This is a genomic window from Bradyrhizobium sp. WYCCWR15520 (assembly GCF_056174665.1).
This window is the reverse complement of the sequence record NZ_JBWBWM010000109.1, coordinates 1-5,231: the sequence shown is the minus strand read 5'-3', so window position 1 is coordinate 5,231 and position 5,231 is coordinate 1. Positions and strand designations below refer to the sequence as shown.

Sequence of the window (5,231 nt, the reverse complement as noted above, 5' to 3'; positions counted from 1 at the left end):
GCGAGACGCGGCTTCACTTCATTGTAGAGGTAGCCAGCGGCGTAGGCGGGATTGTGCCAGCCATCAATGGTCGTGCGGGAAGTCAGGGGCATTGTGCCCGACACCGACGAACTGATGGCCACCGTCTCCGGCTGAATTTCGGTGATCAGCAGGTCGCAGCCCTTGGCGTACGTTATTGTCAGCGAATTGGGGCGACCATCTCCGGTGAACGCCACGCACATGCCGTTCCAATCAAGACGATAGGCTGAGGCACCATCGCTCCCATGGGATTGTTGCCAATGGGTGATCCTTACACCGTTCTTTTCGTAGGCCACACCTCCGTCATTTCTGTAGTCAAACTCGTTGACTTCGATGTCATAGCCTTTGCCAATCGGGCTACCGGCACTGAAGTTCTCCATGTGCCAAAACAACATCTCCTTCATATGATGCACCATATGATTGATGCCGTGTTTCGGGGTTCGTCCAGAGGGGCCGTTAATCCGGAAGGTTTCATGCCAGCGGCCACCCCAGGCACCAAACACGAAGGCATACGGCACAGAAGCGAAATGATCCCAGTGCAGATGGGTAATGAAGATGTCGTTGATCTGATTCAGCGGTACGCGGGAGGCCAAATAGTTAGCGATGGAGCCGGGCCCGAAATCGAAGATGAAGCGGTCGCCGTTGCCAAGCTCGACATAGATCGACGTGCCCATTTGGCCTGGTCGCGGCAACGGCGAACTCCCCATGAAGGTGACGCGGATTTCCTCCGGCTGCACCTCTTCCGTACCTGGGGTCCAGTTGGCTGCGCTCTTCAGCCACGACATCGGTGCGATGCCGTCAAACATGAGCCCTTCCTTCCAACGTCCGAGTGGTCGGCCAGCCGTGGCAATATCCTGCAGGATCTTCGGGTCTGCCTGAAACCCCTTCCTCTCAAGCTCCTGCAACTGCTCTGGAGTGATCGAGAGGCTGGGCACCTGTGCGGGAGATACTGAATGTAGACTGATCATCGCCAGGACAATCAGGATTATTCGTGCCGGGGTTTTCATCTATTCTCTCCCTTTCGTGATGGCACTCTGTCAGAAAACGGAAGAAGCCACGGAGAGTAATGTTGTGCTGCGGACTAAATCCGTGGCTCCGGCGCGCCGGATGGTGACCAAGTAACGAAATCAATAAAGCAGCGATGCTCCCGCGGCGAGCCTTACAGGCGAAAGCGCCACAGCGCCGGGTCATGGCAACACCCCGGAAAAGCGGTAGCATGGCTGCCCTAACTGCTTTGTGGCTTCCAAGCGGTTTAGAGAAAGCCTAACGTCGCGTTAAATCGAATTATTTGAGACATCACCTGCGTCCAATATCTTTGACCAGGTCCTGCGCTGAACTGATATCCTGCCGCAATATTTCACCGGATTGTAGGAGCGCGCTGATGCTGTTCCGTTTGTCCTCCATTTCCGGAGCCGTGCTGGCTTTCGTTTGTGCTGCAGGCGCGTTTGCCACGACTGTCACGGCAGAAGATGCAACCACGGATATCGGCACGCTTGACAAGGAGACGGCCGACAAGGCGTTCCCCACCAAACCGCCTTACTCGCCATATGCGGGACGCAATTTCCCGACACGGCCGTACTTCGGCGACACGCACACGCACACCTCTTACTCGATGGACGCCGGCGCGTTCGGAGCTCGGCTCGGCCCAAAGGACGCTTATCGCTTTGCCAAGGGCGAGGAAGTTATCGCTTCCAGCGGACAACGCGCGAAACTATCGCGACCGCTGGATTTCATGGTGGTGACGGATCATTCAGACGGCATGGGCTTTTTCCCGCAACTGATGGGAGGCGATCCGACCCTGCTGGCAACGCCGCAAGGTCGGAAGTGGTACGACGAGATCACTTCGGGCAAGGGTGCCCAGGCCGCCGTTGATATCATTACCAGCTTCGGCAGGGGCCAACTGCCCAAGGGCTTTCCCACGCCGGGAACGCCGGCCTATCGCAGCGCCTGGCGCGAAACGATCAAGGCGGCCGACGAAGCCAATGAACCGGGCCGTTTCACTGCTTTCATCGGCTATGAATGGACCTCCGGTGAGGGTGGTAACAACCTTCATCGCAATGTCATCTGGCGCGACAACGGAGCCAAGGCGAGCCTCATCGAACCCTTCACGACGCAACCGCCGCTTGGCAGTGCGAATCCTCGTGATCTCTGGAAATGGATGGCGATGGTCGAAGAAAAAACCGGCGCCGAACTTCTCGCGCTTGCGCACAACGGAAATCTGAGCAACGGCCGGATGTTTCCGATCATCGAGTCATTCAACGGAAAACGAATCGACCGCGAATATGCGGAGAACCGCGTGCGCTGGGAGCCGCTTTATGAAGCCACGCAGATCAAAGGCGATGGCGAAACCCATCCATTTCTTTCGCCTAACGACGAGTTCGCGAACTTTGAGCGCTGGGACAAGGGTAACCTTGATCTCACCGTAGTCAAAAAACCTGACATGCTTGAGTTCGAGTACGTCCGCTCGGCACTGAAAAACGGCCTCAAGATGGAAGCTGAACTAGGCGTAAATCCTTACAAGTTTGGTCTGGTCGGCAGCACCGATGCTCATACCGGGCTTGCGGGGGTCGAGGAGGATAACTTCTTCGGCAAGACATCTTCTGCCGAACCAAGTCCCGACCGGGCGACGCATCCCTTCGCCAAAACCGACAAGGGCGTCATCATGGGCTGGGAGCAGACGTCATCCGGCTATGCTGCGGTATGGGCCACGGAGAATACCCGCGAGGCGATTTTCGACGCCATGAAGCGGCGCGAGACCTATGCCACCACCGGTCCGCGCATGGCCGTTCGCTTCTTCGGCGGCTGGGATTTTGAGGCTGCGGATGCCAACAACCGCATGCCGGCCCGAATTGGCTATACCAAGGGCGTGCCGATGGGCGGAGACTTGAGCGGCGCCCCAAATGGAAAGTCGCCCACCTTCCTTGTCGCCGCGTTGAAGGATCCGATCGGCGCAAATCTGGACCGCATCCAGGTCATCAAGGGCTGGGTCGGAAAGGACGGCCAGACCCAGGAACGAATTTACGACGTCGCAGTATCCGGAGGCCGCAAGATCGATGCCGATGGCCGCAGCAGAACAGCGGTCGGAAGCACCGTCGATGTCGCCAACGCGACATGGACCAACACGATCGGCGCGGGCGAGATGATTACAGTCTGGAAGGATCCCGACTTCGATCCGGCGCTACGCGCCTTCTACTATGTGCGCGTGATCGAAATTCCGACTCCGCGTTGGACGGCCTATGACGCAAAATACTTCGGTATCAAGATGCCGGCGGAAGCTACGATGACCACCACAGAACGCGCATACACTTCACCGATCTGGTACACGCCTTGATCGCTCGGCTGCTGAGGGAGCCATTACTCCAGTTCCTCGCTCTCGGTACAATGCTGTTCGCGCTCTACGGCCTGGTCGGCAAGCAAAGCGCGGAGGCGCCCGAGAAGATCGTCGTTTCCGCCTCGCGGATCGCCAACCTTGGCGACGGATTTGCCCGGACGTGGCGGCGACCGCCAAGCGAGCAGGAACTGCAGGGCCTGATTGAGGACTACATCCGCGACGAGGTTTTCTACCGCGAAGGCAGGGCGGCTGGACTGGACCGCGACGACGCCGTCATTCGCCGCCGTGTGCGGCAGAAGATGGAATTTCTCGCCGAGGACATGTCCGTACCGGAGCCGAATGATGAGCAGCTTGCGGCCTATCTCGCAGCCAATCCGGAGCGCTTCAGGGCCGAGGACCATCTCACATTCCGTCACGTCTTCCTGAGTGCTACGCGGCGCCAGAATACCATCGACAGCGATAGCCAACAGGTTGCCAGCATCCTGGCTCGCGCCGACGCGGCTGTAGATACAGCGGCACTTGGCGATCCCTTCCTGCTTGGCGAGGAGTTTCGTGGCGTCTCGACAACAAAGGTAATGAACCAATTTGGTGAAAGGTTTGCCAAGCGGATACTCGCCCTGGAAGAGGGCCGCTGGCAGGGACCGGTTGCTTCGGGCTTTGGGCAGCATTTCGTCTTTATCAGCGAACGAGTGCCAGGAAGCCTGCCACCGCTCGATGATGTCCGACCAGCCGTCCGCCGAGAGTGGGCGAATGCGCGGCGCCTTGAGGCGGAACAGAAGCTTTATGCCTCGCTGCGGGAGCGCTACGAAATCGTGGTGGAGGAGCCTCGGGAGAAGGCGGCGGAGGCCGCCAGCCGATGAATCGCTTCCGTTTTCTATTTGCCGTTCTGACGGTGCTGCTGCCGCAACTTGCCTTCTCGGATGAACTTCGGCCTGGCTATCTTGAAATGCGCCAGACCAGCCCTGACGCCTATAACCTGCTTTTTAAGATCCCCGCGCGGGGGGACGATTTGCGGCTCGCGATCTACATCAAACTGCCTGAAGGCACTCAAGATGTAGCGCCGCCACGGGCGTCATTTAGCGAGGGGGCCTATGTCGAACGCCGCAGCATTCGGCGGGATGGAGGGCTCGCCGGGCAGACGGTATCGATTGAGGGCCTGTCGGCCACATCGACTGATGTACTGGCTCGGATAGAAAGCCTTGCAGGCGCAATACAGACCGAGCGGCTTTCCCCGACGAAGACAGCATTTATCATTCGCGCCGTGCCCGGCGCTGGAGAAGTGGCGGCGACCTATCTTCGCCTTGGCGTCGAACACATTCTTTTCGGCTTCGATCACCTGCTCTTTGTGCTGGCGCTGGTGATCCTCGTTCGAGGCTGGGCCCGCGTCGCCCTTACAGTGACAGCATTCACCATCGCGCACAGCATTACGCTTGCCGCGGCAACGCTCGGTTTCGTGAACGTGCCGGGTCCGCCTCTTGAAGCAACCATAGCGCTTAGCATTATGCTTGTTTCGGCCGAGATTCTAAATGCGCGCCGCGGAAAGCCGAGTCTGACAGAGCGTCTGCCATGGCTGATTGCCTTCAGCTTTGGTCTCTTACACGGTTTTGGCTTCGCCGGAGCGCTGGCGGAGGTGGGATTACCTCAACATGCGATCCCCGTTGCGCTGCTGTTTTTCAATATTGGGGTGGAGGTCGGGCAGCTTATCTTTGTCGCCGCAGTGTTGTCGGTCATATCGTTGTTACGCTATGTGACCTCACAATTATTGCAGCCAGTGCGGATACAGCCAGCCCTTGACCGGCTGGATGTGGCCGTCGCCTACGCCATAGGCATCGTAGCGGCCTACTGGCTGGTTGAGCGCACTACGGGCTTTTTTGTGTAGCCG

At 58.5% G+C, this 5,231-nt stretch carries 4 protein-coding genes; 3 read left to right on the top strand and 1 reads right to left on the bottom strand.

The window, feature by feature from the left end; translation table 11 throughout:
- Positions 1 to 1,025, bottom strand: a 1,025-nt coding sequence (gntH, locus tag AC0QUY_RS42100) for a guanitoxin biosynthesis MBL fold metallo-hydrolase GntH (RefSeq protein ID WP_475391682.1), incomplete at its 3' end; no start/stop codon positions are given.
- A gap of 374 nt (positions 1,026 to 1,399) precedes the next feature.
- On the opposite strand from gntH, the gene AC0QUY_RS42095 reads away from it, so the two are divergent.
- The 3 genes from AC0QUY_RS42095 to AC0QUY_RS42085 are packed head-to-tail and all read left to right on the top strand — an operon-like array spanning position 1,400 to position 5,228.
- Positions 1,400 to 3,349 carry a DUF3604 domain-containing protein gene (locus tag AC0QUY_RS42095; RefSeq protein ID WP_475391680.1) on the top strand — a complete coding sequence of 650 codons (1,950 nt, stop codon included), beginning with the start codon at positions 1,400 to 1,402 and terminating at the stop codon, positions 3,347 to 3,349.
- A 50-nt stretch (positions 3,350 to 3,399) separates the two neighbouring features.
- A complete protein-coding gene (locus AC0QUY_RS42090) occupies positions 3,400 to 4,209 on the top strand; it encodes a peptidyl-prolyl cis-trans isomerase (protein WP_475391679.1) in 810 nt (269 codons plus the stop codon).
- Positions 4,206 to 5,228, top strand: a complete 1,023-nt coding sequence (locus tag AC0QUY_RS42085) for a HupE/UreJ family protein (RefSeq protein WP_475391677.1) — start codon at positions 4,206 to 4,208, stop codon at positions 5,226 to 5,228. Before AC0QUY_RS42090 ends, AC0QUY_RS42085 begins: the two co-directional genes overlap by 4 nt.
- Positions 5,229 to 5,231 lie beyond the last annotated feature (3 nt).